Source organism: Phenylobacterium sp., assembly GCF_036677185.1.
Taxonomy (GTDB): Bacteria; Pseudomonadota; Alphaproteobacteria; order Caulobacterales; family Caulobacteraceae; genus Phenylobacterium.
In genome coordinates this window covers 1-26,284 of record NZ_JAKFEN010000040.1, presented here as the reverse complement: position 1 = coordinate 26,284, position 26,284 = coordinate 1, and the positions used below count along the sequence as shown (strand labels likewise).

The window sequence follows — 26,284 nt, the reverse complement described above, 5'->3', positions numbered from 1 at the left end:
GGCGCGTTTACACCCCAAGGATCGGTAGTTAGCGTCAGGGTTAGGCGGGGAGAACGATTCGATGACGTCGGCGACGCCTTGGAGCGTCAAGGGGATCGATCCCAAGGCTCGGGAGGTCGCAAAGGACCTGGCCCGTCGCTCCGGAATGACGCTCGGTGAATGGCTCAACCGCATGATCCTCGAGGATGTCGAGGACGGCGGCCCCGAGGAGATCACCTCCCAGGCCTATTTCACCCAGCGCCCGGAGCGGGCCTATTTCGAGACCCCGAGAGCCGCGGAACCCGCGCCCCGGGCTCCGCCCAGCCGCTTCGAGGCCCCGCAGCACCCCGCCGACGAGATCGGCCGTATCGGCATGGCGCTGGATCGCCTGTCGGGCAAGCTCGAGCAGGGCGGCGGCCACCCCCGAATCGACCCGGCGCCGACCGCCACCGAGCTCGCTGTCCGCGAAGCCTTGGTCCGCCTGGAAGTCGCCGAGCGTGAGAACATCGCCGTGGCCGCCCGTTTCGAGGGCGCGGTCCAGGAAGCCCGCGGCGAGCAGGCGCGGCTGGCCGAACGCTTGCGCCGGATCGAGCTAGAGGCCTCCGGACCCCGCTCGGCCGAGGCCCTGCGCTCCCTGGAAGCCGCCTTGGGCAAGGTCGCCACCCACCTCTATGAAGGCGAGGGCCGCACCCGCGAAACCCTTGAGGTCATGGAGCAGCGGATCGAGGAGCTCTCGAACAGCGGCTGGGGCGACCCGGCCAGTCTGATCGAGGAGGTCGCCTCCCGGGTCGACGCCCGGCTGAGCGACGCCGAGACCCGTACGGCCGAGGCCCTGATCGACCTCGGCAAGGCCTTCGCCAACCTGGACGACCGGGTCGAGACCATCGAGAAGGGCGCCGGCCCGGCGATCGAGGAACGGCTGACCGCCCTCTCGACCACCCTGTCGCAGCGCGTGGAGCAGGTTCGCGGCGAGATCGCCCAGAAGCTGCAGGCCGCCGCCGACGGCCGCTTCGACCGCATGGAGTCCAAGCTCGGCGAGATGGCCGAGACCGTGCGCAAGGCCGAGACCGCCTCTGGCCAGGCCATCGAGAAGATGGGCCGCGAGGTCCTGACCATGGCCGACACGCTGAACCGGCGCGTCCAGGCCACCGAACAACGCAGCGCCGACGCCATCGACCAGGTCGGCGGCGAGGTCGCGCGCATCGCCCAGGCCATGGAGACCCGGCTGGGCCGCAGCGAGGGCGTCCACGCCGAGGCCCTCGAGCGGCTCGGCTCCGAGATCGGCAAGATCACCGAACGCCTGGCTGAGCGGATCGGCAGCTCCGAGCGCCGCGCGGCCCAGGCCATCGACGACGTCGGCGAACAGGTCGCCCGCGTCAGCGAGCGGATCCAGCAACGCCACGATCGCAGCTCCGAGGACCTGTCCGAACGCATCCGCCTCAGCGAGGAGCGCACGGCGCGTCTGCTGGACGAGGCCCGCGAGAAGATCGACCGCAGCCTGGCCGAGTCCCAGCGCCGGCTGGCCGAGCAGATGGCCGCCGCCACGCCGCCGCGCGCCGCTGAGCCGCCCTCACCCTTCGACTCTGATCCCTTCGCCGATTTCGGTCCGGCTGAGCCGGCCGCCGATCCCCTGGCTTTGCAAGCCTTCGCGGCGCCGGGCGCGGCGTCCGAGGCGCGCATCGAGCCCGCCGCCCCGTTCCCCAGCGAGCCGGAGCGCCCGGCCTTCGACGCCGCCGATTTTGAAGCCGCCGACGGCTTCGCCCCCATCGAGACCGTCTCCAAAGAGGCCGAGGCCTCCGCCGAGCAGATCGAGGACCGGCAGCCGGAGCCTTCGGTCGAGCCCGAGCCCGAGCCCGAGCAACTTGTGTTCGACACCGCGCCGACCGCTTCGGCCGCCGAAGAGATCGACCTCGACGCCACCCAACACGACTTTCCGGAGTTGGAGGACGAGACCCTCCACGACGCGCCGCTCCAGGTCCTGGCCCAGGAACCCGAAGCCGCCCAGGAAGACGAGCCGCCCCGGCCGCTGTCCACCCGCGAAGTCATCGAACAGGCCCGCGCCGCGGCCCGCGCGGCGGCGAGCGCCGGCGACGCCAAGAAAGCCAAGGGCCGGCTCGAGAAGTTCCTCAAGCCCTCCGACAAGCTCGCCAAGCCGGACAAGGCCGGCAAGCCCGCGGGCAAGTCGCTATTCTCCGGCTTCGGCGCCCGCCCGCCCAAGCGGGCGGCCGGCTCGGCCCTCTATAGCGCCCTGCTGGTGGCTGGCGGCGCGGCCTTCCTCAGCCTGGGCGCGGCCGGCATTATCGTCATGGACGGCCAGCCCGGCGGCGACCCGCCCCAACGCGTGGCCGACGCCCTGGCCACCCTGAAGAGCCAGAACGGCGAGATCGCGGGCGCTGAAGCCGACACCACCCCTTTCCCGGACAGCCGCGCCGCGGTCGCCCTGGCGCCTACGGTGATCACCGCCCTGCCGGCCACGCCCGAGGTCAGCGCCGAACTTGCAACGCTTTACGCCGACGCCGTCAGCGCCATCGAGACCAAGCAGGCCGGCGGTCTGGAAAACCTGCGCAAGGCCGCCAATCTCGGCCACTCGCCGGCCCAGTTCTATCTCGCCAAGCTCTATGAGAAGGGCGAAGCGGGCCTGAAGGTCGATCCCGTCGAGGCGCGGCGCTGGACCGAACGCGCGGCCCAGGGCGGCAACCGGCACGCCATGCACAATCTGGGCATCGCCTTCATCAACGGTGACGGCGGACCGAAAAACTCGACCACCGCGGCCCAGTGGTTCCGCCGCGCGGCCGACCTCGGCCTGGTCGATAGCCAGTTCAATCTGGGAGCCCTCTACGAACAGGGCCTGGGCGTCAGCCAGAACGCCGCCGAGGCCTACAAGTGGTACCTGATCGCGGCGAAGGCCGGCGACGAGGGCGCGCTGAAGAGCGCCGCGCGGGTCCGCTCCGGCCTGTCGAGCGAGGCGCGCAGCATCGCCGAGAACGCCGCCCGCAGCTATCGCCCCGCGACGCCGAACCCGTCCCTGGGCACGGCCTCGATCGTGGCCCCGGCGCCGACCGTGGCCACCGCTCAGCGGGCCCTTTCGAAGCTCGGCTACTACGAAGGCCCTGTCGACGGCGTACCCTCGCCGGCGCTCAAGATGGCGATCGTGGCCTACCAGCGCTACGAGACCCTGCCGCCCACCGGGACCCTGGATCCGGCCACGGTCTCGCGCCTGCAGGTCTTCACGCGATGACCCTGGCCGCGTAAGGCGGTCGGGCCGCAACCAACTCCGCCCGAAGGCGTGACTGCTTGGACCTTTACCTGCCCATAGCCGAGGTCTCGGTGAACGCCCCCCTGCTGGTGGCGCTCGGCGCGGCGGTGGGGTTTATCTCGGGCCTGTTCGGCATCGGCGGCGGCTTCCTGATGACCCCGGTCCTGGTCTTCCTCGGCATTCCGCCGGTCGTGGCGGTGGCCAGCGAGGCCAACCACGTCGCCGCCTCTTCGACCTCGAGCGTGATCTCCTATACCCGGCGCAAGGCGGTGGATTTCCGGATGGGCGGGGTGCTGGCCGCGGGCGGGGCCGTGGGGTCCTTCCTGGGAGTCGAGGTGTTCCGCTGGCTGCGGCTGCTGGGCCAGGCCGACCTGGTGGTGTCGCTGTCCTACCTGGTCTTCCTCGGCGTCATCGGCGCGCTGATGCTGTGGGAGTCGCTGGGATCGATCCTGCGCCGCCGCCGTGGCGGAGGCGCCGGCCCCCGCCGCGACCGCCGCCCGCCCTGGCTCTACGGCCTGCCGCTGAAGATGCGCTTCCCGCGCTCGCGGCTCTATATCAGCGTCATTCCCCCGGTCCTGCTGGGGGTCTTCGTGGGCGTGCTGTCGGCGATCATGGGGGTGGGCGGCGGCTTCATCCTGGTGCCGGCCATGGTCTATGTGCTGCGCATGCCGGCCGGGGTGGTGGTCGGCACCAGCCTGTTCCAGATCATCATCACCACCTCGCTGACCAGCGTCCTGCAGGCCGGCCGCAACCAGACCGTGGACGTGGTGCTCGCCACCCTGCTGCTGATCGGCGGCGTGTTGGGAGCCCAGGTCGGCGCGCGCGCGTCGTCGCGCTTCCGGGCCGAGGAACTGCGCGCCCTGTTGGCGATCATCGTCTTGGCGGTGGGCCTGCGCATGGGGCTCGGCCTGTTCTTCACGCCCGACGAGCCCTTTGTCCTGATGGCGGGGAACGGCTGATGGTCGACGCCCTTCCACCGCCATCTCCATCCCTGGCCCCGGCCGCCGCCGTCTCGGCCGCCCTGACCACCACCAGCGTCAAGGTCACCTCCAGCTTCCGCGGCGCGCGCATCGTCCTCTACGGGGCGGTGTTCGATCCGGCCGCGCGGGCGAGCGACGTGGTGGTGATCGTGCGCGGTCCCGACGCCCCGCTGCGCATGGCGCGCAAGACCAAGGTGGCCGGCATCTGGGTCAATTCGCGGCCAGTGGTGTTCGAGGGCGCTCCCGGATTCTACATGACCGCCTCGACCCGGCCGCTGGACCAGATCGCGGGCTTCGGCCCGCTGCGGCGGCTGGGGGCGGGCATCGATCACCTGGCCATCAACGCCCCCTTCGAGCAGCGGGTGGAGACCCGCTACGGCGTTCGCGACGTCGTGGTCAGCCGCCTGGGCGCTGACTATCTCGACTGGCGCCGCGCCGTCGTGCGGCTGAAGCAGAACGCCGGCCTCTACGCCGCCGACGACCGGGGGGTGACCTTCGTGGACCGGGGGCTGTTCAAGGCTGAGATCGACCTGCCGACCGCCGCCCCGATCGGGGTCTACACCGCCGAGATCATCCTCTTCCAGGACGGCCAACCCGTCTCGCGGCGCCTGCGGGGCCTGACGGTGGAGAAGGTCGGCGTCGAGCGGGCTCTTTACCTTTTCGCCCACCAGAGGCCATGGTCATACGGCTTGGCGTCGGTCGTCATCGCCTTGGCGGCCGGCTGGGCCGCCTCGGTCGCCTTCCGGAGGAACTGACCGCTTGGACATTCGCGCCGAAGTCGAGCTCGAAGCCGCCGCCGCGCCGCTTCCGCTCTGGATCATCGCCCTGGTCTGCATGGTCCCGTTTCCGGTCTCGGCCCTGGCCTACGCCTATGGACCGGCCGACGTCGCGGGGCCGGCCCTGACGGTGATGCTGACCTGGTCGGCGGTGGTGATGGGGTTCCTGGGCGGCATCCGCTGGGGCCTGGAGAGCGCGCGGACTGAGCCGCGCTGGACGCGGCTGGTCCATTCGCTGATCTCACCCATCGCCGGCTGGGCGCTGCTGTTCACCCGCGGGGCCATCGACACGCCCTGGCTGCTGTGCGGTTTCCTGGTCGCCTTCATCCTGCAATGGCTGTTCGACCACACCGCTCCGGATGTGCCGGCCCGCTATCCGAAGCTGATGACGGTCCTGACCCTGGGGGCGGGCCTCTCCCTGGCCGTGGCCCTGGAAAAGGCGCTGACGCTTTAGTCTCCAGCCACCGACCGCCAGCCGACCGCGTGGACCCGGTCCGCGCCCAGGGCGCCGCAGAGGGGGTCGCGCGAGAAAAAGCCCGCGAAGGCCTGGTCGCGGATGCTGAGACCGCCGGCATAGGCGCCGAAGGCCGGGACCACCATCCGCTCTCCGTCCGTGACGAAGCACCGCCGCCGCACGCTGCCGCGGGAGGATGTCACCCGGGCGCACGGATGCAGGTGGCCCGCGACCTCGCCGGGCTGCAGGCCGGCCTGTGGTTCGTGGCGCAGGGTCAGCCCGGCGATCGTGAGTTCGTCGGCCACCTCGCCCGGCAGGGCCTTAGGGCCGTCGGCGTCGTGATTGCCGATCACCCAGATCAGCCGGGTCAGCCCCGCCAGGTCGCGCAGGCGCTGGGCGTCGTCCTCCGCCAGCCGCGCCTCTGAGCTGCGATCATGGAAGGTGTCGCCCAGCAGGACCACAGCCTGCGGCGCCGTGGCGGCGACCTCGGCGGCCAGGCGGGCCAGGGTGTCGCGGGTGTCGTAGGGCGGCAGCATCTGGCCGCGCATGGCGAAGGCCGAACCCTTTTCCAGGTGCAGATCGGCCACCACCAGCATGCGGGCCGGCTCGATCCACAGCGCCCCGCTGGCGCGCAGGATCACGTCGACGCCGAGCAGGGTGGTGCGCAGGCCGCCGCAAGGACTGGGCGTGAAGGCGTAGGCCGCTCGGGCGTGGGCCAGGGCGCTCATGCCAGGGCCTCCGCGATCAGGTCCCCCTCGGCCTCCGCCAGGATCCGCTCGCCGGTCTGGCCAGGGGAGCGCTCCTTGCCGATCTCCAGCAGGATCGGCACCGAGAAGGGCGACAGGTGGTCCAGCGCCGCGTGGCGGATGCGGCCCTTGATCCGCGCCAGCATCAGGCCCAGGCGCGCCACGTCGATCAGGCCGGTGGCCGCGTCGTCCCGCGCGCAGCGGAGCAGCAGGTGGTCGGGCTGGTGGCGGCGAAGCACGTCGTAGATCAGGTCCGTTGAGAAGGTTATCTGACGCCCGGTTTTCTCCTCGCCCGGGAATCGCCGCTCGATGAGCCCGGAGATGATCGCACAACCCTTGAAGGCGCGCTTCATCATGAAGCTCTCGGCGAGCCAGGATTCCAGGTCGTCGCCCAGCATGTCCTGGTCGAAGAGTTCGTCGAAATCGAGTCCGTCCAGCGGCTGCTGCGCCCAGACCGCCATCGCATAGTCGTTGCAGACGAAGCCCAGCGGCTCGGCGCCCAGACGCTCCAGCCGCCGGGTCAGCAGCATGGCGAGCGTCGTGTGGGCCAACCGCCCCTCGAACGGATAGACCACCATGAAGTGGCGCTTCCCGCGCGGGAAGGTCTCCAGCAGCATCTCCTCGTCCTTGGGGATCAGGGAGCGGTCGCGCTGGATCTCCAGCCATTCGCGGACGTCGGTGGGCAACACCTTCCAGTGCTCCTGGTCGAACATCAGCTCGCGCACCCGCTTGGCCAGGAAGGTGGAGAGGGCGAACTTCGAGCCGCCCCAGGAGGGCATCTTGGGGTCCTTGTGCGTGGCGGGCCGGACCAGGACTTCCATGCCGGTCACCGCCACCAGCGACCAGACCTGGCCGGCGAAGACGAAGGTGTCGCCGGGATCCAACATCTCCAGCATGCCTTCCTCGACCTCGCCGACCTTGCGCCCGCCGCGCAGGGACTTGCCCATGGCGATCCGCACCGCGAGCATGGCGGGCGACAGGATGGCCCCGACGTTCAGCCGGTGGCGCTGGGCGGTCTGGGGATTGCGTACGCGCCAGAGCCCGTCCTGACCCTTCACGATCCGCCGGAACCGGTCGTAGGTCTTCAGCGCATAGCCGCCGGTGGAGACGAAATCGACGACCTGCTCGAAGTCCTCCCACGACAGGTCGCGGTAGGGGCCGGCGCGGCAGACCTCGTCATAGAGGGCGAGCAGGTCGAAGGGCTCGGAACAGGCGCAGCCCATTATGTGCTGGGCCAGGACGTCCAGGGCGCCGACCCGGGCGGGGTCGCCATCGAAGCGGTTCTCGGCGATGGCCTCGCGGGCGGCCTGGCATTCCAGCATCTCGAAGCGGTTGGCCGGCACGAACAGGGCGCGTGACGGCTCGTCCAGCCGGTGGTTGGCCCGGCCGATCCGCTGGACCATGCGGCTGGCGCCCTTGGGCGAGGCGAGCTGGATCACCAGGTCCACGTCGCCCCAGTCGATGCCGAGGTCGAGGGTGGAGGTGCAGACCACCGCCTTCAGTTCACCCCGCGCCATGGCCGCCTCGACCTTGCGCCGCTGCTCGGCGGCGAGCGAACCGTGATGCAGGGCGATGGGCAGGTTGTCGTCGTTCAGCCGCCACAGCTCCTGGAAGGCGAACTCGGCCTGGAAGCGGGTGTTGACGAAGACCAGGGCGGTCTTCGCGGTTTTGATCGTTTCGTAGACCTCGGCCATGGCGTGCTGGGCGGTGTGGCCGGCCCAGGGCACCCGGCCCTCGGACAGCAGCATGTCGACGATGGGCGCCGCCCCGGCCGGCCCGCGGACCAGGTCGATGGTGTCTTCGGGGCGCGGGCTCCCAGATGCTCCCCCACTGGGGGAGCTGTCGGCGAAGCCGACTGAGGGGGACTTTGACTCGCTTTCCAGGGCTTCAGCCCCCTCCGTCTCGTCGCGAAGAGGCGACGATCCACCTCCCCCAAATCGCGCTGCGCGCTGGGGGAGGACCTGGTTCGCGGGCGGGGCGCACGCCAGCCAGCGGCGGATGACGTCAGGATCGTCCACCGTGGCCGACAGTCCCACCCGGCGCAGGCCCGGCGCGAACAGCTGCAGGCGCGCCAGGTCCAGCGCCAGCAGGTCGCCGCGCTTGGAGGCATGGATGGCGTGGATCTCGTCGACGATCACGCACTTCAGGTTCTCGAAATAGAGCCGGGCGCCCTCCCAGGCGCAGAACAGGGCGAGCTGTTCGGGGGTGGTCAGCAGGATGTCGGGAGGCTTGACCCGCTGGCGCTGCTTTCGCGCCTGGCCGGTGTCGCCGGTGCGGCTCTCGGCGACGATGGGCAGGCCCATCTGGAGGATCGGCGCCATCAGGTTGCGCTCGACGTCGACGGCGAGCGCCTTCAGCGGCGAGATGTAGAGGGTGTGGATGCCCTGGGGCGTGTTGGGCGGCGGTCGCTCGGAAAGCTCGATCAGGCTGGGGAGGAAACCGGCCAGGGTCTTGCCGCCGCCGGTGGGGGCGATCAACAGGGCGTCGCGGCCCTCCCGGGCCTTGGCCACCATGTCGAGCTGATGGGCGCGCGGGCTCCAGCCGCGGTTCTCGAACCAGGCGGCGAAACGTTCGGGCAGGAGGTCCGGCAGGGTCGCCGCTGCGTCAGCCATCCCGTCGCCTATAACATGTTCCCGTTACGTTTCACTCGAACACTACCTAATGGCCTCCGGCTGGCCCAGGGGTAGAGTGCATTGTGGGAGACGACATAGGGAGGCTGGCCATGACCCAGACGGGCGAGTGCTTTTGCGGCGCGGTGAAGATCGAGGCGACGGGCGAGCCCGAAGCCATGGGTTACTGCCATTGCCGATCATGCCGATCCTGGTCCGGCGGGCCGGTCAACGCCTTCAGCCTGTGGAAGCCCGAGGCGGTGAGGGTGACGTCAGGCGCGGAATATGTGGCGACCTATTCGAAGACCGACCTCAGCCAGCGCCAGTACTGTTCCAAGTGCGGCGGCCACCTGATGACCAATCATCCGCCGCTCAGCCTGATCGACGTGTTCGTCGCCACCCTGCCGGGCCTGGACTTCAAGCCGGGCGTGCACGTGAACTACGCCGAGACGGTATTGCCGATGAAGGACGGCCTGCCCAAGCTGAAGGATTTCCCCGCCGAGTTCGGCGGTTCCGGCGAGGCGATTCCGGAGTAGGTTTTCAGTCTGATCGATGGAGTCGGCGATGCGGTATGCTCTGGGATTGGCGGTCCTGACCCTGGCGGTCGGAGGCGGAGGCGGCGCGGTCGCGCAGGTCGACACCCCGCCCAACTGCCACTGGGTCGCCATGCCCGAGGCGCCGGCTACACTTGAACTCTGGTGCCGGGGCGACGACGGCCGGGCGCGGGCCACAGGCCGCACCCTGCAGCAGAGTTCGCGGCCGACCCCGGCCGGCGAGTGCCCGGCGGGCAAGCTGTACGATGGTGCGCGCTGCCGGCCCGAGGCCGCGGTCCTCGCCGCCGCGCCCAAGGCGCCCTCGGCGCCGGAGCGTCCGGCGGTTCCCGCGGCCAAGGCCAGTCCGCCGCGGGTTCTGCTGTTCCGCGATGGTCGCGGCCGCCGGGACCGGGGCATGGCCTGCGTCGACGACCGCGACGTCACCATCTGCAAGCCGATCCCGCGGTACTAGGCCTCCTCCGACGCGGCCAGCTGCGGGGCCTGGGTGTAGAAGTCGATCTGCATCCGCATGGGCCCTTCGGTCTCCACGAAGTGCGACTGGTCCGGCTCCAGCACGCCGTCCGCGCCCGGCGACAGGACCTTGGTCTCCGGCGGCTCGGTGAAGCAGAGCTTCAATTCGCCCTGCAACACGCGGATGACCCCCCAGACGCCGGCCTTGGTGCGGTGGGCGCGGCGCAGGGCGGCGGGCAGGGTGGCCTCGTCGAAGACCGAGGTGGAGCGATAGGGCTCGGGGGCGGCGTTGGGTTTCATCTTGTTCAGTCCTTTCAGGACGCCGTCCGTCAGTCCGGGGAACCCCGTAGGCCGCCGCACGGTGGAGATGCCAATCGAGCTTGAGGGTCTCGGCGATGCGGGCCGTCTCCGGACGGCGGCATCGGCGGATAGCGACTCATAGAGCAATTCGCGGCGAATGCGCCTGTTCCCGACCAGGTCGGGTCGGCGATCACCGGAACGAGACCCGTGGCGGGGGGTTTAAGGGGCTCTCCAACCGTGAGGACGCCCCATGAAAGTCGCCGATGTCATGACTGCTCAGGTCGCCACCGCCCGCCCCACCGACACGGTGCGCAAGGTCGCCGGCGTGATGGCCAATGTCGATTCCGGCGCCGTGCCGGTGGTCGAAGAAGACCGGGTGATCGGCCTGGTCACCGACCGGGATATCGTCCTGCGGGTAATCGCCGCCGGAGGAAATCTCGACACCCCGATTTCGGAGGTGATGACCCCCGACGTCCAGTCCTGCAGCGAAGAGGACAATGTCGCCGACGCCGCGGCCCAGATGGCCAGCCACCAGATCCGCCGCCTGGTCGTCACCGGCGACAAGGGCAAGCTGGTCGGCATCCTGTCCCTGGGCGACATCGCCCTCGACTACGGCGCCAAGCAGGTCGGCAAGACCCTCGAGGAGATCAGCGAGCCGACCCCGGAGGCGACCCACTAAGCTCCGGTAATGATTGAGCAACGGCCACGATCGCACCGCAATCGTCCTGAAGCTTGCCCCAGCGCGTCGTGCGCGGCGTCTGGGGGCAGGCCATGGGAAGGTTCGGCGTTCGCATCTACGGGCTGGGAGCCATTCTCCTGGGGCTCGTCGGGCTCGTCTGGTCCGACTTCGCCCTGCAGTGGCAGCCGGTTCCCAAGGACATTCCTCTGCGCCTGCCGCTGGCCTATCTCAGCGCCGCCGCTCTTCTGCTAGCCGGGGCGGCGGTCCAGGCGCGCCGCTCGGCCGTGTTCGGCGCAGCGGCGCTGGCGATGATGTACCTGGCCTGGGTGGTCCTGCTGCATGGGCCGCGGGTGGCGGGCCATCCCACCAATATCGGCGCCTGGAACGGCATCGCAGAGATCTCGGCGCTCGCCGCGGCTGGGCTGGTGGGCTTCGCCTCGCTCTGGAACGGCGCGCGCGCCGCCGGGCTTTCCCGGGCCGGACAACTGATTTTCGGCCTGTGTCCTCTGGTGTTCGGCCTGGCCCACTTCACCTATGCCGATTTCACCGCCTCGATGGTGCCGGCCTGGATCCCGCCGAACCAGCTGTTCTGGGCCTACGCCACGGGAACCTTCCATGTGGCGGCGGGGCTCGGCATCCTCTCCGGCGTCCAAGCCAGGCTCGCCGCGCGGCTGCTCAGTGTGATGTTCGCCGGCTTCGTGATTCTGTTGCACGCGCCCCGGGTGTTCGCAGATCCCGACAGCCGGCTGGAATGGACCATGCTCGCCATCGCGCTGAGCCTGACCGGGGCGGCCTGGACCGTCGCGGACGGCATCGCTGACCGTCGCAAGGCTTGAACCGGCCGGCCGGAGGACTATCCTGAGCGCTCCGGGCCGACGCGGGCGCCCGGGCAGACGGCTCGCCGTCCAAGACCCGCTCCTGAAGGCCCGGCTCCGCGCCGGGCGGGAGCGTGTGAGATGGCGAAGGCCCAATCCCCTGATATGGCCCCCAAGGTGGCGATCGTCTGGCGCGGCGACGCCCAGGCCCGGCGCGACGCCACGCCCGAGACCAGCCGCCAGAAGGCGGTGTTCGAGGCCCTGGCCCGCCAAGGCGTGGCCGCCGAACCCTGCGTCTTCTGCGAAGAGTTGGCGCACGAGGTCCGCGAGCAATTACTGCGGATGGACGGCGTCCTGGTCTGGGTCGATCCGATCTCAGGAGGTCTGCGGCGCGACGTGCTGGATGAGATCCTTCGCGCGGTCGCCGCAGCCGGCGTTGTGGTCAGCACCCATCCCGACCTCGTCCTCAAGATGGGGGTCAAGGAGGTGCTCTACGCGACCCGCGACCTGGGCTGGGGCGCCGACACCCATCTCTATGCGAGCCGCGCCGCCTTCGAGGCCGAGTTCCCCGGGCGATTGGACGCCTCCGGTCCGCGGGTGCTGAAGCAGAACCGCGGCAATGGCGGCATCGGGGTGTGGAAGGTCGAATCCCTCGACGCGGGGATGGTCCGCGTGCAGGAGGGCAGGGGCGACGCCGAGCCACGGGTCCTGCCGCTCCGCGCCTTCCTCTACGAATGCCGGACCTATTTCGACGGTGGTGGGAAGCTGATCGACCAGGCCTTCCAGCCCCGCCTGCCGGAGGGGATGATCCGCTGTTACATGTCGGAAGGGCGCGTGGTCGGTTTCGGACGCCAGATCATCCGGGGCCTGATGCCCGCCGACGCCGGTCCTCCCGGGCCACGCATCATGTCAGGCCCCGACCATCCGCCGTTCCAGGCCCTGCGCGCCAAGATGGAGGGCGACTGGACACCGGCCATGGCCCGGCTGCTGGGGATCGACGCCCTGCCGGTGATCTGGGACGCCGACTTCCTCTACGGGCCGCAGGACGCGGCCGGCGAGGACACCTATGTGCTGTGCGAGATCAATGTCAGCTCGGTGTTCCCCATCCCCGACGAGGCGCCGGACGAACTGGCCAGGACCATGGCGCGACGGTTGGCGCGACATGTGGGATCAAAACCAGAACGGGCCGCTGACTCCCCCGCCCAAACCGGCTAATCCTGGCGGGTGAACGCTCTCTCCCCGAGTCTCGACCTGGCGCCGGCCCTCGTGGTCCTGCCCGGCCCGCGCGCCGCGGCGGCCGACGCGACGCGGGCCGAGATGATCCGGGCGCCGGAGGCCCGCGACCTCTTCGAGCACGGGCCGGTGCTGGTGGCCCACGCCTCGATGACCGCCAAGCGGCTTGGGCTGCACGCGCCGGGGCGTTCGCCGGGCTTGTTCGACGCCCTGGAGCTGTTCGCCTTCACCCGACCGGCCAGGTTCTGCGCGCCCTCGGCGGCGGGCATGGCCCTGGCGCTTGGCCTCCCCGAGCCCAAGGGCGCGGCGGCCCAGGCCGGCGCCCTGCTGGAGACCTGTCGCCTGCTGCTGGCCGAGCTCGCCGCCTCGCCCGAGCCCAGCCGCGAGGAGGCCCTGGCGGTGGCCGAGACCCTGGCGCGAGCCGGCTGGGCCTGGGGGCCGGCGGTGGTCGCGGCCCTGCGCTCGGCGCCGGTGGGCAACCAGTTCCGCACCTCTGGCCTCGACGTCTGGAGCCGGATCGCCGAGTGGGAGGACTCCGCCCCGCCCGGCGAGGCCACCTCCAAGCCCTTCACCCCCGAGCAATCGTCCGCCCGCCTGGCCGAGCTGCTGCAGCGCGCCGGCTTGGACGAGGCGCGTCCCGCCCAATCCGAGTTCGCCGCCGAGGCCGCCTTCGCCTTCCAGCCCCGCGAGCGGGAGGGAGAGCCGCGGATGATGCTGGCCGAGGCGGGCACTGGGATCGGCAAGACCCTGGGCTACCTGGCGCCGGCCTCGCTCTGGGCCGAGGCCAATGGGCCGGCGGTCTGGGTCTCGACCTATACGCGGGCCCTACAGCGGCAGATCGAGCGCGAGAGCCACGCCATCTATCCGGATCCCAAGGTGCGGGCGAAGAAGGCCGTGGTCCGCAAGGGGCGTGAGAACTATCTCTGCCTGCTGAACTTCCAGGACGTGGCCAACACCGCCCAGATGGGCGGGGCCGACCTGATCGGCATGGGCCTGGCCGCCCGCTGGGCGCGGGCCACCCGCGACGGCGACATGACCGGCGGCGACTTCCCGGCCTGGCTGCCGACCCTGTTCGCCGTGCCGCCCGCCGCCCAGGCCAGCGCCGCCAACCTGGTGGACCGCCGCGGCGAGTGCATCCACGCCGGCTGCTCCCACTACCGCACCTGCTTCGTGGAGAAGGCGATCCGCGGCTCGCGCAAGGCCGACCTGGTGATCGCCAACCACGCCCTGGTCCTGACCCAGGCGGCCTTCGACGGCGCCCGCGCGGCGCGGGGCTCAAAGGGCGACGAGGAGACCACCCAGCTCAAGCGCATCGTCTTCGACGAGGGCCACCACCTGTTCGACGCCGCCGACGCGGCCTTCTCCGCCGCGCTCTCCGGGGCGGAGTCCGCCGAGATGCGGCGTTGGATCCGTGGCCCCGAAGGTCGGGGCCGCCGGGGCCGGGGGCTCGAGGCGCGGCTGATGGACATGCTGGGCGACCGCGAGGACGCGCGCCGGGCGCTCACCGACACGCTCAACGCCGCCGCCGCCCTGCCGGGCGAGGGCTGGTCGGGCCGCATCGCCCCGCCCAATGGCGAGGTCAATCCCATCGGGCCGATCGAGTCCTTCCTGGTGGCGATGATCGAACAGCTCCGCGCCCGCTCGGCGGCCTCGGAGATCGGCATGGAATGCGCCGCGCGCCCGGCGCTCGACCTGGTGCGGGTCACGGCCCGCGACGCCGCCGTCGCGCTCGCCAAGATCGAGGCGCCGCTTCTGGCCCTGGCCCGCTGCCTTGAAGACCTGCTGGACGACGAGGCCGCCCAGATCGTCACCAGTGACCGGGGCCGGATCGAGGGCGCCCTGCGCGGCCTCGACCGCCGGTGCCGCATGACCCTGCCGGCCTGGCGCTCCATGCTGCAGGCCATCGACGAGAACAGTGAGGACGACCCCGACTTCGTCGACTGGTTCGACGCCACCTTCCTCTATGGCCGGGTGGTGGACGCCGCCTGCCGCCGCCACTGGGTCGACCCCACCGAGCCCCTGACCAACGCCGTCATCGCCCCGGCCCACGGGGTGCTGGTGACCAGCGCCACCCTGTCGGACTCCGCCCTGGACGACCCCTTCGCGCTCGCCGAGATGCGCACCGGCGCCGCGCGCCTGCCCGACCGGCCCAAGACGCTCAAGCTCGCCTCGCCCTTCGACTATGCCGCCAACAGCCGGGCCTATGTGGTCACCGATGTCGGTCGCGACGACCCGCGCCAGGTGGCCGCGGCCATGCGCGAGCTGTTCCTGGCGGCCGGGGGCGGGGGCGTGGGCCTGTTCACCGCCATCCGCCGCCTGCGCGCGGTGCATGAGCGGATCGCAGCCCCCCTGGCCGACAAGGGCCTGGCCCTCTACGCCCAGCATGTGGACCCGCTGGAGGTCGGCGCCCTGGTCGACATCTTCCGGGCCGAGCAGGACTCCTGCCTGCTGGGCACGGACGCCGTCAGGGATGGTGTCGACGTGCCGGGCCGCTCCCTGCGCCTGCTGGTCTTCGACCGGGTGCCGTGGCCCCGGCCCGACATCCTGCACAAGGCCCGCCGCGTGCGGTTCGGCGGCAAGACCTATGACGACAGCGTGGCCCGCAACCGCATCAGCCAGGCCTTCGGCCGCCTGATCCGCCGCGCCGACGACAAGGGCGTGTTCGTGATGCTGGACGCCTCGTCTCCGAGCCGCCTGTTCACCGGCCTGCCCGAGGGCGTGCGGGTGGATCGCCTGGGTCTGGTCGAGACGATCGAGGCGATCACCGAGTTCCTGGGGACGCCGGAGAGCTGAGGCGCTGGTGAGCGCTCACGCCGCGCGCAACTGCTCGAACAGGTCGGCGGGGTAGGGCGAGCTATAGGCTGTGACGCCCAGTTCCGTGCGCAGGACGTCCAGCGGCCGGTCCCAGATCGACTCCCAGTCCAGCCCGATCAGCGGCGGGGTCTCGCGGCCGTGGATCCAGGCGGTGAGGATGGTGTCGAGGAACAGGGGCAGGGCCTCCGCCTGGGTCACGGCTGTCTTGGTCAGGACCATGGCCAGGAACATCGAGGAATAGTGGTGCCCGAACTGGGCCATCTGGAAGGCCGAGATCGCCACCTCATGCAGGGCGGTGGTTTGGTAGCCGGCCAGCAGGTGCCAGAGGTCGTGGCACTGCAGGATGCGGGCGTTGAGGTAGTCGAGCGGGGGCGGCAGGTCGGCCAGGCCCAGGGCCTCGCGGTCCAGCACCTCCAGGTCGAAGCCGTTGTCGACGATCAGCGAATGGAACGCCCCGCCAAGCGACTCCGTCGGGCAGAGCGCCAGGCGCTCCAGGCTGAACTTGCTGGGATAGCCCGCCGCCGCGGCCTGGGCGACGCCCGGATAGGCGCGGGCCATGGCGGCGACGCGCAGCTTGAACGCCGGCGCGAGCCGGCCCGACAGGGCGGCGGTGCGGGCGGTGATCTCCAGCGCGTCCTGGCCGGTCGCGGGTTCCAGGGCGAGCGCCCAGAACTCTGTCCAGAATTCAGGGGCCGGCGTTTCGGTCCCGGCCGGCGCCTCGACGATCGGGCCGCGGGGCTGCCAGCCCAGCCAGCCCTCGGCCGCCCCGTCGTAGACTGCGGCGAGCCGTTCCGGCGCGATGGCGGCCACATGCAGGCACAAGGCGGCAAGCTGCAGGCCGGCCGGGCCTTCGCCGGCCCTCAGGGACATGGCCAGGCGCTGGGCCTCGGCGGCGTCGTCGCCTCGGACGGCCTGGTCCTCGAAGCGCTCGCGCGCCTGCGGATCGATCATTGGCCGCCTCCCTGACGAACTCTCTCGAGGAGAGAGCCTATAATTCCCACGGGTAAATCAAGTTGCCGCGCTTGCCAGGACTGACACCGGTGTCATTATGCGGCCAACCAAAAGGCCAGGGAGGGTCCATGCACGCGACCAGACGGCTCATCCTCGCGTCCCTGGCCGCCGGCCTGGCCCTGCCGGCGCGGGCGGCGGACGGTCCTTCCCGAGCCGAGGTGCTGGCGACCATGAAGCGCGCGACCGCCTTCATGACGGAGAAGGCCGCCGTCCACGGCGGCTATGTCTGGTCCTACCTGCCGGACTTCTCGCGCCGCTGGGGCGAACTGGAGGCCAAGCCGACCATGGTCTGGGTCCAGCCGCCAGGGACCGGGACCATGGGCCACCTGTTCCTCGACGCCTATCACGCCACCGGCGACGAATTTTACTACGCCGCCGCGACCCAGGCGGCCCAGGCCCTGATGGACGGCCAGCTTCCCTCCGGCGGCTGGAACTACCTGATCGATTTCGGTGGCGAGGCCTCCAAGGCCGACTGGTACGCCACCACGGGCGCCAACGCCTGGCGGATGGAGGAATTCCAGCACGACTGGGGCAACGGCACCTTCGACGACGCTGGGACCTCGGAGGCCATGCAGTTCCTGCTGCGGCTCTATCTCGAGAAGCGCGATCCCCGCTTCAAGCCGGCCCTGGACCGGGCGGTCGGTTTCGTCCTGAACAGCCAATATCCCAACGGCGGCTGGCCGCAGCGCTGGCCGGCGGGGCGGCCGTTCACCGTCCACGGCGCGGACTATACCGGCCACATCACCTTCAATGACGACGTGGCCGGGGAGAACATCAAGTTCCTGGTCATGCTGAACCAGACCCTGGGCGACCCGCGCGCCGCCGACGCCATCCGCCGGGCCATGGACGTGTTCCTGATCACCCAGCAGCCCGCGCCCCAGGCCGGCTGGGGCCTGCAGCACAGCCTGCCCGACCTCAAGCCCGTCGCCGCGCGCAGCTATGAGCCGAGGGCGCTCGCCACCCACACCACGGCGACCAATGTCGAGCAGCTGATGAATTTCTACGAGCTGACCGGCGATCCGAAATACCTGGCCCGCGTCCCCGAGGCCCTGGACTGGCTGGCCAGGGTCGCCCTGCCGGAACCCCGGAACGGCCGCACCCATCCGACCTTCATCGAGATCGGGACCGACCGGCCGCTCTATGTCCACCGCCGCGGGTCCAATGTCGTCAACGGCGCCTACTATGTGGACGGCGGCCCGGAGAAGACGCTGGGCCACTACGGCGCCTTCCGGGCGGTGAAGGTCGACGCCCTGCGCCGGCGCTACGAGACACTCAAGGCCACGCCGCCGGAGAAGGTCGCCGCCAGCTCGCCCCTGGTCCACAAGGGCCCGCTGCCGCGCTATTTCGCCAACCAGGACCTGGCGACGTCAGATCTCAATGGCGGCCAGTCCCTGGCCCCGCTGAAGGCCTCGCCCGACGAGGCGGCGCGGCTGGTGGCGAGCCTGAACGCGCAGGGCTGGTGGCCGACGCCGCTGGTGGCGACCAGTCATCGCTACAAGGGCCCGGGACTCGCCACGCCGACGCCGGGCGACTATGCGACCACCCACGTCGGCGACGCCTACGACACCTCGCCCTATCCGACGGACAGGCCCGTCATGGGCATCTCGACCTCGGCCTTCATCAAGAACATGGGCCTGCTGATCGGGCAGCTGGACGCCGGCGTCTGAGGCCGGCGTTCGGGATCGCGCGGGAACGCTATTCGGCGGGCAGGGGCGTACGGGAGCCGGGAGGGGGCGAGCCGACGGCGCGACGCCGGCGATAGACCCGGGCCTTGCGCTTCTTCAGCCAGATGACGACGCCGGTGACGCTGAGCGTTGCGACCACGAGCCCCGTGAGGGACATCAGGATGCGCCCGGGAATGCCGAGGATGCGGCCGGAGTGCAGCGGGAACTGGGCCTGGACGAAGATGTCCGCCGCCGTGCCCTTCCAGGGCTGGCGATCGCCGAGCAGCCGGCCGTCCAGGCCATCATAGTAGAGCTCGGGAACGCCCACGCCGCCCGCGCCATGGTCGCCGCCCGGCTGATGGAAGGCCACGCCGTAGATGCCGAACGCGGGCGAGTAGAAGACTCCGCCGGCAGGGTCCGTCCAGCCGCGCCGCTGCGCCTCGGCCGTGGCTGTCTCGATGACCTGAGCGTAGCCGACCCTGGCGATCACCGGCTCGTCGTCGCTCCGCGGCGTTCGCTGGTCGAAGGGGTTGGGCGTGACCTGGCTGACCTTCGACATCGCCGGGAAGAAGACCTCGCTGTAGAGGTTCAGCGAGAAGGCCGTGAAGGCCACGGTGAACAGCACGCCCCAGAGCCACAGGCTGAAGGCGCGGTGGATGTCGAAGTTGATCCGGTAGGGGCTGCCCTTGGTCTTGATCTTCCAGGCCGGCTTCCAGCGGGTCCAGAAGCCGCCGAGTCCCTTGCCCTTGGCGCCGGCCGCGCCGCGCGAGGGCAGGGTGAGGTAGAAGCCGACGAAGCAGTCGATGGTCCAGGCCAGGGCGATGACGCCCATCAGCCAGACCCCCCACCGGTCAATGCCCCACATCTCCGGGATATGCAGGCTGTAGTGCAGCACATAGAGGAACGAGACGAAGTTCTCTGTGGTGATCGGCCAGACCGCCCCCCAGTCGCGCCGGCCAAGCTCCTCGCCCGTCGCCGGATCGAGGAAGACCTGATTGTAGCCGGGTTCGATCTGCCGCGCGGTCCTTGAATCCACGCGCCCCGTGACGCCGAGCGCGGCGGATTCGCCGGGCTCGGTCACCAGCGGGACGAAGGTGACCTGCACCCTGGGATCCCGCGCCTCCACCTTCCGCGCCAACTCCAAAGGCGGCAGGGCGGGCCGCTGCGACGTCGCTTGCATCAGGTGCGGGTTGAGCAGGTCGTCGAGCTCGTGGTCCCACGAGATCACCGCCCCCGTCAGCCCCGACATGACCAGGAACCCCGCAATGGTCAGGCCGACCCAACGGTGAAGGAAGCCGAGGAAGGGGCGCAGGCTCATGCGTCGGGCCTCAAGGTGTTGCGAGACGGCGCCGACCCTCGATTTCCAGGCGGCCACGCGCTTTTAATGCGATTGAAAATGATTTGCAAATAACCGGAGGGGTTGTTATCCGCCCACCTTGCCGGGTGTCGAGGCGCGTGATCGCCGCGTCGGTGATGGCCGGAAAGCGATGGGTTCGGCGTTGGGGGATACCGCTATGACATTCAAGGCATGGCTGCTTGCGAGCGGCGTCGGTTTGGCTCTGGTTTCGCCATCCGCCGCCCAAACGGCGCAGCAGTCCGAGACGGACCAGCAGGCCGCCGCGGTTGCGGAGCTGGTCATCTATGGCCACGCGGACAAGCCGACCAACGCGGCCATCGGCTTCGACCTGACCCCGCGCGAGACGCCGCAGTCGATCACCGCCATCACCGAACAGCAGATCGAGGACCAGGCGCTGTCCAACGTCTCCGACGTGCTGGCCTTCGCCACGGGCATTTCGGCCAAGGCGGTGGATCGGGGACGCAACACGCTCTCGGCGCGCGGATTCGAGATCACCAACTTCCAGATCGACGGCGCCCCGTTCCAGACTGGGAACATCGGCTTCGACGAGACCTCGACCGCGATCTACGAGCGGGTCGAGATCGTGCGCGGCTCGACGGGGCTGCTCAACGGCGCGGGCCAACCGTCGGCCTCGGTCAACCTGATCCGCAAGCACGCGGACAGCATGGCGAGACGCGGCGAACTGAGCCTGGAAGGCGGAACTTGGAACCGTCTGGCCGGGACCCTGGATGTATCGACCCCGCTCAATGCGGACGGTTCGGTCCGCGGCCGTGTGGTCGCCCAGGCCTACCGCCAGGACGCCTTCGTCGCCCTGGAAGAGACCCAGGGCTATGTCCTTTACGGCATCGTCGATGCCGACCTGGGAGAGCGGACGCGGCTGAGCGTCGGCGGCGCGTACCAGAAGGACGAGCGCAGCGGCGTGCTTTGGGGCCAGCTGCCCTACTGGTTCAGCGACGGCAGCCGCACGAACTGGGACCGGTCGACGACCACCGCGGCCAGGTGGAATCAGTGGGACACCTCCGACCAGACCGCCTTCGTCATGCTCAATCATGAGTTCGAGAGCGGTTGGAAGCTGCGGGGCGACGTCGGCTATCACCGACAGATCGAGAACTCGAAGCTGATCTGGACCTACGACCTGCCCGACCCGGTCACCGGCCAGGGCATGTCCGCCTATCCCTATTGGTATGACTCCCGGCCCCGGCAGTGGAACGCCGGCCTGATGGCTCAGGGGCCGGTCAACCTGTTCGGACGCGAGCACGAACTGGTGGCGGGGGCGATGTACAACCACCTGAAAGGCGGCTGGACCAACAGGGACCCCATCTCGCCCGTGGCGGCCGTGGGCGACTTCTTCGACTGGGACGGCTCCTACCCTGAGCCGACCTGGGGTCCGCGCTACGACCTGTCGGACCAGGGCGTGACGGAGCAATATGCGGGCTATGCGGCGGCGCGGCTGAACCTCGCCGACAATCTGAACGTGATCCTGGGCGGGCGCCTGAGCTATTGGGAACGCAACGAGCAGGTCGCGACCTATACGCCCGCCGCCTACACCATAAGGCACGACGGGATCTTCACGCCCTACGCCGGCGCGATCTACGACATCACCGGCAATCTGTCGGCCTATGCCAGCTACACCAGCATCTTCCAGCCGCAGACCGCGCGCGACCGGAACGGCGACTATCTGGATCCGGTCACCGGCGACGCCTACGAGGCCGGTCTGAAGGCCGACTTCCTGGACGGGCGGCTGTTCGCGTCCCTGGCCGTGTTCCGCGTCGAGCAGGACAATGTCGCCGAGCCCGATCCCGGCTTCCTCGTCCCCGGCACGCTGGATCCGGCGTCCCGCCCCGCCAAGGGCACGGTCGCCAAGGGCTACGAGCTCGAAGTGTCCGGCAAGATCACGCCGAACTGGGACGTGAACCTCGGCTGGACCGACTACTCGGCCCGCGACGCCCAGGGCGCCGACGTGGTGGCGCACCACCCCCGGCGGATGCTGAAGCTGGCCACGGTCTACGACCTGCACGACTGGGTCGAGGGCCTGCGCGTCGGCGGGTCGCTGCGCTGGGAGAGCCGGCCGCCGCAGACGGCGGTCAACCCTGGCTCCGGCGTCACCGAGCGCGTGGGACAGCCGGCCTACACGGTCGTCAACCTGATGGCGGAGTACCAGCTCAATGAGCGGGTGTCGGCCCAGGTCAACGTCAACAACCTGTTCGACAAGACCTACTTCAACAACAACGCCTGGTTCGCGGGCTACGTCTTCGGCGAGCCGCGGAACGCCCGGGTGACGTTGCGGTATTCGTTCTAGGAGGCGGTGCGACCTGGCGCCCGCTGAGCTCGGCCTTCGTCGAACAGCCGGGTCTGGCGATGGGCAGTTGGCCGTGCGCAGCTAGGTCAGAACCAGCAGCATGACGTCATGATCCTTCTCCCCCTGCGGGAGAAGGTGGCCTTGCGGAGCAACGTCGGATGAGGGGCGCGCCACCCTATCCAATTGGCTTGCGAGCGTGGAGATCGGGCGCGTCGCCTTCCGACCCGTTCCGGATGTTGAGTGCCGCCCTCTCCTATCTCGATTCACGGAGGAGACGGGGGTTTAGGCGTTCACCCCCTCGTGCGAACGCTCCATGGCGCGCTTGTAGGCGTCGCGGCCGGTGGTGCGGGCGAGGTAGGCCTGTTCGGCGTCGCCGAGGGTGATGCCGCAGTTCCGTTGGCCCAGGTTCAGAGCGTAAGTCACCGAGATGTCAGCGGCAGTGAAGGCCTCGCCGGCGAGGTAGGGCGAGCTGGCAAGCCGTTGGCTGACCAGCTTCAGCCGCTTCTGGAACGACCGCAGACACCAGGTCGCGCCCCAGTTCTCCCGCTCGGCCTCGGGCGCGATGAAGCGGCTGACGACGACGGGCATCATCAGGGTCGCGAGGCCGGCTTCGCCCAGGTGCAGAAACTGCTGGTAGGCGGGGAAGGTCGGATCGTGTGGCGCGGGCGCCAGCGGCGTCGGCCCGTAGCGGGCCATCAGGTACTCCATGATCGCGATCGACTCGACCATGACAACGTCGCCGTCCTGGATCGCCGGGATGTAGTCGGCGGGGTTGAGCGCCAGGAACTCGGGATCCTGCTCGGCGGCCAGCATGTCCACCTGCCGCACGCGGTAGGGAAGGCCCATCTCCTCCAGCACCCAGACGACCCGGATCGATCGCGAGGTCTGTCCGCCCCAAACGGTGATCATGCGCCGGCCCTTTCCTTGTGTGACTGAGGGACCGTAGCGGACCCTGTCGTCAACTCGAACGCTCATCGAAGAAGCGCGTGTCGGGTTCGTCACGATCCCAGTCCGCCCTCGAGGCGCAGAACAGGTGGGTGCGGACGCCGCTGCCGAGCGGCGCATCGAGCGTCCCCGCCGTGACATAGACATTCCGCGCGTCGGTTTCGGCCGGAAGCGGCGTGCCGCAGGTCTTGCAGCGAGTGATGGTGTAGGTCTCGCGCAGGGCGAAGGTGACGCCGTGGTCCTCGCCCCGGACCCAGCGAAAGCGGTCCTTGGGCACAATCAGGATCGCGTTGCCGTTGGAGCCGGAGACCTTGCGGCACAGCGAACAGTGGCAGACCCAGACGCCATCGATCTCGCCGTCGATCTCATAGGCCCTCGCACCACAGAGGCAGCTGCCTGTCAGAACCGTCATTCGCTCTCCACAGCTTGCGAACCGAGGTTCGTTCGGCGGGTTTGCTCCGCGGCAAGGGCTAGCGGGGGTCCGGCGTGAAGCGGGTGAGCTCGCGCCGCGGCTGCTCCCATTCGGGCTTCAGGGTGAGGGCCTGCTGGTAGTCCTGCCGGGCGATTTCCTGCAGGCCGAGCCCCTCATAGGCCAGGGCGCGGTTGTAGAAGGCCTTCTCCGGCTCCCTCACCCCCAGCTCGAGCGCCCGGTTGATATCGACCAGGCTGTCGGTGAATTTCCGCGCCCCGAGGCGCGCCGCTCCGCGGTTCATATAGGCCTCGCCGAACTCGGGCATGGCGCGGATGGCGCTGTCGAAGTCGAGTTGGGCCGAGGCGAACTCTTTGCGCCGCAGCTTCATGACCCCGCGATTGACCAGGGTGCCGGCGCGGTCGAGGCGGTCCAGGGGCTCAAACGTCAAGGCGTTAGAGCAAAGCTGTTCGGATCGGTGGTCGGACTCGCCGGCGAGCGCGGCCTGCGAGCATTGCCGCGCGAGACCTTCGCCAATGACGGTCACTGCCTGGCCACGCGCCTGAGTGGCGATCAGGCCCGCGCCCGCGAGCACAACCAGCGCCTTTGCGATCCTGGGCATCGATGCCTCCCCTTCCGCGGGGCTCTGGAACCCCGTCCATCGCCATACGGGCGCCGCAACCCGGGCCTGTCAATCTTAGGGATAACGCGGGTCTGCGGGCGGCCGAGCGGCGGATTCTCGTCTAGCGCCAGTCGTCGGGCCCGGGGGGCGGCATGGGCGGATGGCGGCTCTCGCGCCTCGGCTCGTCGGACCGGGTCCAGAAATGGCCGGTGTGGCCGTTGTCCACCTGAATCACCCTCACGCCGGAGGGATCCAGCCCGACCATCATGCGCGCATTGACCCCATAGATCAGCGGGGGATCCAGCTTCACCGCCTCCGTATGTGTGACGCAGCCGCAGCTCCGGCACCGGTGAAAGGCGAGATCCTCGTCCAGCCAGAGATAGGTCTCGGTCGTCCCGGAATCCGGCTTGCGAACCAGCAGGGCCTGGCCCCCATCGCGGTGATAGTAGCTCCACAGGGCGCCATAGCGCCGGCAGAGCGTGCAGTTGCAGTCCAGCACCCAGTCCGGCGCCTTGGCGATCTCGAAACGGACCGCGGTGCAGTGACAGGCCGCCTTGATCATGGGCTTCTCCTTGCCTGGGACGTTGGTCCGCCCGTTCAGTCGCGTCGGCGGCGACAATCCCCGGGAAATTTGGGGACGCTATACTTATTTGGCTCCGAGCCCGACGCCTGGGCCGCCGTGGCGATCGAGACAGAGAGGGGCCGTAATTAGTATAGTGTCCCCGAAATCCCCCCGAAATCCCGACCTTGAGAATGACCGCGTTCATGAAACGGAACTTCGCGCTGGCCCGCCCAGCCTGATGCGCCCGAGAATCGTTTTTCTCAGCCTCGTGCTCGCGGCGCTTGTGGGGTGGCTCGCCTATCCCAGCTTGACCGGGATCTATCGGCTTGAACCCTGGGACCATTCGCTGGGGCTGGTGTCGCGACCGGTTTCGGCGACGGAGCGGACGGTCGATGTCCTCTTCATCGGCAACAGCTTCACCTCCAGCCACGCGATGCCCGCCATGCTGGTCAACCTGGCCTCGACCGATCCCGCCAACCCCGTGCGGCTGAGGGTTTGGACCGTGACCCGCGGCGGGACCTCGCTGGCCGATCATCGCGCGGACGGCAGGGCCGCGAAGGTGCTTGCGTCGCGATCCTTCGACTATGTGGTGCTCAACCAGCAGAGCTTCTGGGCCTACAGCCCGGATTGGGTCGCCGAAACCAGCGCGGACGTCGCCTACTGGGCCGAATTGATCCGGCGCAACGGCGCGCAGCCCGTCCTGTACGAGACCTGGTCCGACGGCGTCGGCAGTTCCGTCTATGCCGCGGGCGGCGTGTTGCAGAATGTCACGCCGGCCATGTGCCAGACGAAGATATCCGAAGAGACGGCCGACCTCGCGCGGGTGCAATCCATGTCCGTCGTGGCGGTGGGCCAGCGCTTCTTCCGCGCCCAGAACGCGCTTTCTCAGGACCTGTTCGCCGCCGATCGGCATCACCCCAGCGTGTCGGGCGCCTACCTCTCCGCCGCCAGCTTCTATCGTTTCTTCACCGGCCGAAGCGCCGCCCATTCCAGCTACAGGCCGCGGGGTCTGACCGAGGCGGACGCCCGGCGCCTCGCGGAGATCGCGTCGCAGTAGGTCGGCTCCACGGAGATGCTTCCGCGCGGAGCAAAGTGGCTGGCCATCTCGTTAGGAAGACTTCGAAGGGAAGGGACCATCCAATGGCGAAGAACACGATTTGTCTCTGGTACGATAAGGACGCCGAGGCGGCCGCCCGCTTCTACGCCGAGACCTTTCCCGACAGCGCGGTGACCGCCGTACGCCGGGCGCCCGGAGATTTCCCGTCCGGCAAGGCGGGCGATGTGCTGGTCGTGGAGTTCACCGTCGCGGGCGTCGCCTGCATCGGCCTGAACGGCGGTCCGGCGTTCAAGCCCGACGAAGCCTTCTCGTTTCAGATCGCCACCGACGATCAGGCCGAGACCGACCGCTACTGGAACGCCATCGTCGGCAATGGCGGCCAGGAGAGCGCATGCGGCTGGTGCAAGGATCGGTGGGGGATCTCCTGGCAGATCACGCCGCGCGTCTTGACCGAGGCGATGGCGGCGGGCGGCGCCGAGGCCAAGCGCGCCTTCGACGCCATGATGACCATGAAGAAAATCGACGTCGCCGCGATCGAGGCGGCCCGGCGCGGCTGAGGTTCCACCCCGTCCCGCGGGCCGCGATGCGACAAGATGCTCCCCCTCTGGGGGAGCTGGCCCGAAGGGCCTGAGGGGGACTTTGACTCCTGTTCGGAGCCGTCGAACCTCCGCTGAAGGGCATTTTAGTCCCCCTCACCCGGCCATGCGGCCGGG

At 69.7% G+C, this 26,284-nt stretch carries 23 protein-coding genes; 14 read left to right on the top strand and 9 right to left on the bottom strand.

Annotation, left to right across the window (positions count from 1 at the left end; translation table 11 throughout):
* Positions 1–61 precede the first annotated feature (61 nt).
* Genes V6M51_RS20540 through V6M51_RS20525 form a run of 4 tightly spaced genes read left to right on the top strand, consistent with a single transcriptional unit; the run spans position 62 to position 5,445 of the window.
* Positions 62–3,217 carry a peptidoglycan-binding protein gene (locus V6M51_RS20540; protein WP_332770106.1) on the top strand — a complete coding sequence of 1,052 codons (3,156 nt, stop codon included), beginning with the start codon at positions 62–64 and terminating at the stop codon, positions 3,215–3,217.
* Positions 3,218–3,273: 56 nt separating this feature from the next.
* Complete coding sequence (locus tag V6M51_RS20535) at positions 3,274–4,194, top strand: sulfite exporter TauE/SafE family protein (RefSeq protein WP_332770105.1); 921 nt, start codon at positions 3,274–3,276, stop codon at positions 4,192–4,194.
* Positions 4,194–4,970: a TIGR02186 family protein gene (locus V6M51_RS20530; RefSeq protein ID WP_332770104.1), complete on the top strand. Its 777-nt coding sequence runs from the start codon at positions 4,194–4,196 to the stop codon at positions 4,968–4,970. The genes V6M51_RS20535 and V6M51_RS20530 overlap by 1 nt, the downstream gene beginning before the upstream one ends.
* 4 nt (positions 4,971–4,974) lie before the next feature.
* Complete coding sequence (locus V6M51_RS20525; protein WP_332770103.1) at positions 4,975–5,445, top strand: DUF3429 domain-containing protein; 471 nt, start codon at positions 4,975–4,977, stop codon at positions 5,443–5,445.
* Here the strand turns inward: V6M51_RS20525 and pdeM are convergent.
* The gene (pdeM, locus tag V6M51_RS20520; RefSeq protein WP_332770102.1) at positions 5,442–6,173 is read right to left on the bottom strand and encodes a ligase-associated DNA damage response endonuclease PdeM; all 732 of its coding nucleotides are present in this window, start codon (positions 6,171–6,173) and stop codon (positions 5,442–5,444) included. The genes V6M51_RS20525 and pdeM overlap by 4 nt on opposite strands.
* Positions 6,170–8,803, bottom strand: coding sequence for a ligase-associated DNA damage response DEXH box helicase (locus V6M51_RS20515; protein ID WP_332770101.1), 2,634 nt, complete (start codon positions 8,801–8,803; stop codon positions 6,170–6,172). The genes pdeM and V6M51_RS20515 overlap by 4 nt, the downstream gene beginning before the upstream one ends.
* A 110-nt stretch (positions 8,804–8,913) precedes the next feature.
* Between V6M51_RS20515 and V6M51_RS20510 the strand changes: the two genes are divergently transcribed.
* Entirely contained in the window at positions 8,914–9,336 is a 423-nt protein-coding gene (locus V6M51_RS20510; RefSeq protein WP_332770100.1) for a GFA family protein, read from the top strand.
* A gap of 28 nt (positions 9,337–9,364) precedes the next feature.
* The gene (locus V6M51_RS20505) at positions 9,365–9,805 is read left to right on the top strand and encodes a hypothetical protein (protein ID WP_332770099.1); all 441 of its coding nucleotides are present in this window, start codon (positions 9,365–9,367) and stop codon (positions 9,803–9,805) included.
* On the opposite strand, the gene V6M51_RS20500 is transcribed toward V6M51_RS20505, so the two are convergent.
* Positions 9,802–10,104, bottom strand: coding sequence for a DUF1971 domain-containing protein (locus V6M51_RS20500; RefSeq protein ID WP_332770098.1), 303 nt, complete (start codon positions 10,102–10,104; stop codon positions 9,802–9,804). The genes V6M51_RS20505 and V6M51_RS20500 overlap by 4 nt on opposite strands.
* Before the next feature lie 250 nt (positions 10,105–10,354).
* Here V6M51_RS20500 and V6M51_RS20495 point away from each other — a divergent pair, with 250 nt between their 5' ends.
* The 4 genes from V6M51_RS20495 (at position 10,355) to V6M51_RS20480 (ending at position 15,624) form a co-directional block, all read left to right on the top strand.
* Positions 10,355–10,783, top strand: a complete 429-nt coding sequence (locus V6M51_RS20495) for a CBS domain-containing protein (RefSeq protein ID WP_332770097.1) — start codon at positions 10,355–10,357, stop codon at positions 10,781–10,783.
* A 92-nt stretch (positions 10,784–10,875) separates the two neighbouring features.
* On the top strand, positions 10,876–11,619 hold the full coding sequence (locus V6M51_RS20490; protein ID WP_332770096.1) for a DoxX family membrane protein: 744 nt from the start codon (positions 10,876–10,878) through the stop codon (positions 11,617–11,619).
* Between the two features lie 120 nt (positions 11,620–11,739).
* Complete coding sequence (locus V6M51_RS20485; protein WP_332770095.1) at positions 11,740–12,813, top strand: Cj0069 family protein; 1,074 nt, start codon at positions 11,740–11,742, stop codon at positions 12,811–12,813.
* 102 nt (positions 12,814–12,915) lie between these two features.
* Positions 12,916–15,624, top strand: coding sequence for an ATP-dependent DNA helicase (locus tag V6M51_RS20480; RefSeq protein WP_442957667.1), 2,709 nt, complete (start codon positions 12,916–12,918; stop codon positions 15,622–15,624).
* Between the two features lie 15 nt (positions 15,625–15,639).
* Here V6M51_RS20480 and V6M51_RS20475 read toward each other — a convergent pair whose 3' ends face one another.
* Positions 15,640–16,596, bottom strand: a complete 957-nt coding sequence (locus V6M51_RS20475; protein ID WP_332770093.1) for a Coq4 family protein — start codon at positions 16,594–16,596, stop codon at positions 15,640–15,642.
* A gap of 128 nt (positions 16,597–16,724) precedes the next feature.
* Here V6M51_RS20475 and V6M51_RS20470 point away from each other — a divergent pair, with 128 nt between their 5' ends.
* On the top strand, positions 16,725–18,323 hold the full coding sequence (locus V6M51_RS20470) for a pectate lyase (protein ID WP_332770092.1): 1,599 nt from the start codon (positions 16,725–16,727) through the stop codon (positions 18,321–18,323).
* Positions 18,324–18,351: 28 nt separating this feature from the next.
* Here the strand turns inward: V6M51_RS20470 and V6M51_RS20465 are convergent, their stop codons facing one another.
* On the bottom strand, positions 18,352–19,638 hold the full coding sequence (locus V6M51_RS20465) for a PepSY-associated TM helix domain-containing protein (protein WP_332770091.1): 1,287 nt from the start codon (positions 19,636–19,638) through the stop codon (positions 18,352–18,354).
* Positions 19,639–19,834: 196 nt separating this feature from the next.
* Between V6M51_RS20465 and V6M51_RS20460 the strand changes: the two genes are divergently transcribed.
* Entirely contained in the window at positions 19,835–21,976 is a 2,142-nt protein-coding gene (locus V6M51_RS20460) for a TonB-dependent siderophore receptor (RefSeq protein ID WP_332770090.1), read from the top strand.
* Positions 21,977–22,258: 282 nt separating this feature from the next.
* On the opposite strand, the gene V6M51_RS20455 is transcribed toward V6M51_RS20460, so the two are convergent.
* From V6M51_RS20455 to V6M51_RS20440, 4 genes are all read right to left on the bottom strand, one after another.
* A complete protein-coding gene (locus V6M51_RS20455) occupies positions 22,259–22,885 on the bottom strand; it encodes a glutathione S-transferase family protein (protein ID WP_332770089.1) in 627 nt (208 codons plus the stop codon).
* Between the two features lie 49 nt (positions 22,886–22,934).
* Positions 22,935–23,333, bottom strand: coding sequence for a GFA family protein (locus V6M51_RS20450; RefSeq protein ID WP_332770088.1), 399 nt, complete (start codon positions 23,331–23,333; stop codon positions 22,935–22,937).
* 58 nt (positions 23,334–23,391) lie between these two features.
* The gene (locus tag V6M51_RS20445; RefSeq protein ID WP_332770087.1) at positions 23,392–23,952 is read right to left on the bottom strand and encodes a tetratricopeptide repeat protein; all 561 of its coding nucleotides are present in this window, start codon (positions 23,950–23,952) and stop codon (positions 23,392–23,394) included.
* 121 nt (positions 23,953–24,073) lie between these two features.
* Entirely contained in the window at positions 24,074–24,514 is a 441-nt protein-coding gene (locus V6M51_RS20440) for a GFA family protein (protein WP_332770086.1), read from the bottom strand.
* A gap of 154 nt (positions 24,515–24,668) precedes the next feature.
* Here V6M51_RS20440 and V6M51_RS20435 point away from each other — a divergent pair, with 154 nt between their 5' ends.
* Complete coding sequence (locus V6M51_RS20435; RefSeq protein WP_332770085.1) at positions 24,669–25,571, top strand: DUF4886 domain-containing protein; 903 nt, start codon at positions 24,669–24,671, stop codon at positions 25,569–25,571.
* Between the two features lie 83 nt (positions 25,572–25,654).
* On the top strand, positions 25,655–26,128 hold the full coding sequence (locus tag V6M51_RS20430; RefSeq protein ID WP_332770084.1) for a VOC family protein: 474 nt from the start codon (positions 25,655–25,657) through the stop codon (positions 26,126–26,128).
* Positions 26,129–26,284 lie beyond the last annotated feature (156 nt).